The sequence below is a fragment of the Neobacillus terrisolis genome (genome assembly GCF_051233475.1).
GTDB lineage: Bacteria > Bacillota > Bacilli > Bacillales > Cytobacillaceae > Bacillus_BU.
This window is the reverse complement of the sequence record NZ_JBKFGH010000058.1, coordinates 1-1789: the sequence shown is the minus strand read 5'-3', so window position 1 is coordinate 1789 and position 1789 is coordinate 1. Positions and strand designations below refer to the sequence as shown.

Genomic DNA, 1789 nt, shown 5'->3' with positions numbered 1-1789 from the left:
GGGGGAGTCCGGGAGCCTCCTGATATGAACGAAACTGTCAAGGCTCCCACTCCAAATTTGTATTGTATTAATTTTGGGCAACTCTAAGTAGAGAAGCTGATTGTAGCTTCTTTTGGTTTTTGTTAAATATTTAGCCTTCTGGCTAGAATTGCTCTTACTTTAGCTTACAGACCACACCTCAACTCTTTGAATAGCTGTCAAGTGCTCTCCTTGACAGCTATTCAAAGAGTTGAGACACTGTTTTAAGCTAAAGAAGAAATAACGACAAATTATGCCTCCTTAATCATTATTTGAATAGATGGTAAGAACACGGCACGAAGGCAAAAATCTCTACTGCGGTTAGCATTCTGATATTCGTGGGTTTTCACATTTTATCTTTCCGTATAAAGGACTTTTCCACTAACTCGGCACGTGCGTTAACCTTACTTACTAGGTATAGCACAGAGGAGGCACGTGGATCTTCCTTTCCGGTATTACTCTTTGCCTTCGAGCCCTATTCTCATCGATCTATATTAAAATCCATTTCCTCAATTTAATACCAATTTAAAAATCAAATTCTTGAAGTGTCTTCTAGCTCTTGCGTAATAGCCCAAATAAAACCTGCCAACTCTCTTGCCACCGCAGTGATTGCTTTACCGCCTTCTTTTCCTCTGGATAGTAATTGATAATATCTTTTATGAAGCCGATTTTGGGCTTTCCAGGATATCGCTTGGATATTTGGTGAAAGACCATCTTGTCGTCTCTTTAATTCTCCTTTTACTGAAGGTTGATATCGATAACTCCAAGCAGATTCAATTAATAAACGGCGAACATGTCGGTTTCCAGTTTTAGTAATGTCACCTTGTCTTCTTTTATCACCACTAGAGGATTCACTCGGAATTAATCCAACATAAGCCATAAATTGTTTTGGAGTTGGGAAACGTTTAAAAGAACCAATTTCTGCCGCAAGACTTGTCGCGGTTATAAGCGCAACACCTCTTAATGATTGTAATGCTTGAATCGTGGGTGCATGCACACCCTCATTTGCTTCTAATTTAATTTCTTCTTCGAGTCTTCGAATGCGTTGTTCTAATTCTTTTAATTGATGGTAATATTCCTGAAAAACCACTCGTAAAGATGAGTTATCAAACTTTAAAGCATCTAGCCATTCGCGATACTTTTTGGTCCATTTATTAACTCCATTCGGTGGTTTAAGATCATTACGTAATAAAAATTTAGTTAATCGATGCTTAGCTCTTAGTTCATCCTCTTTGGCATCTTCACGCGCTCTAACTAAATCACGCAGAGCTTCATCTTCTGTAGTAGGGACATAAATAGAAGTTAATTCACCTGCTCGATATAACTGAGCTAGTCGGATAGAATCCCGACGATCTGTCTTGATACGCTCACCAGGTCTTTTAGGTATTAAAGATGGAGCTATAACATCACAATGAACTCCCAAAGTAAGCAATAGCCTATATAATGGATATCCCGTTGGGCCTGCTTCGTAACACACTCGCAGAGTGTCGGGTTCTCCAAGTTTTTTTACTAATTTCCTAATTGCTTCTGGTGTATGAGGAATCATTCCAAAGTATCTTGGCTCTCCACGCCCCTCATCAGCAATAGCTACTGCAATTTTTTCCTTTGACACGTCTAAACCTACAAATTTTATGGTATCCTTCATATTAACTAGCTCCTTTCGTAATGTAGCTCTAATTTGGTTTTTTGTTTTTCAACAATAAACATTCTTACCAAATTAACCTACGATTTTACGAGTAAGGAGCTAGTTTCGTTCATGATAACTCGGCGC

The 1789-nt window shown here is 38.6% G+C and carries 1 protein-coding gene; it reads right to left on the bottom strand.

The features are described from left to right. Positions 1 to 550 precede the first annotated feature (550 nt). Complete coding sequence (locus tag ACI48O_RS22670; protein WP_435564082.1) at positions 551 to 1663, bottom strand: IS110 family RNA-guided transposase; 1113 nt, start codon at positions 1661 to 1663, stop codon at positions 551 to 553. Between the last annotated feature and the right edge of the window lie 126 nt (positions 1664 to 1789).

Excerpts from the sequence above, each read along its gene's own strand:
- ACI48O_RS22670 (WP_435564082.1), bottom strand. The coding sequence starts at position 1,663 with ATGAAGGATACCATAAAATTTGTAGGTTTAGACGTGTCAAAGGAAAAA.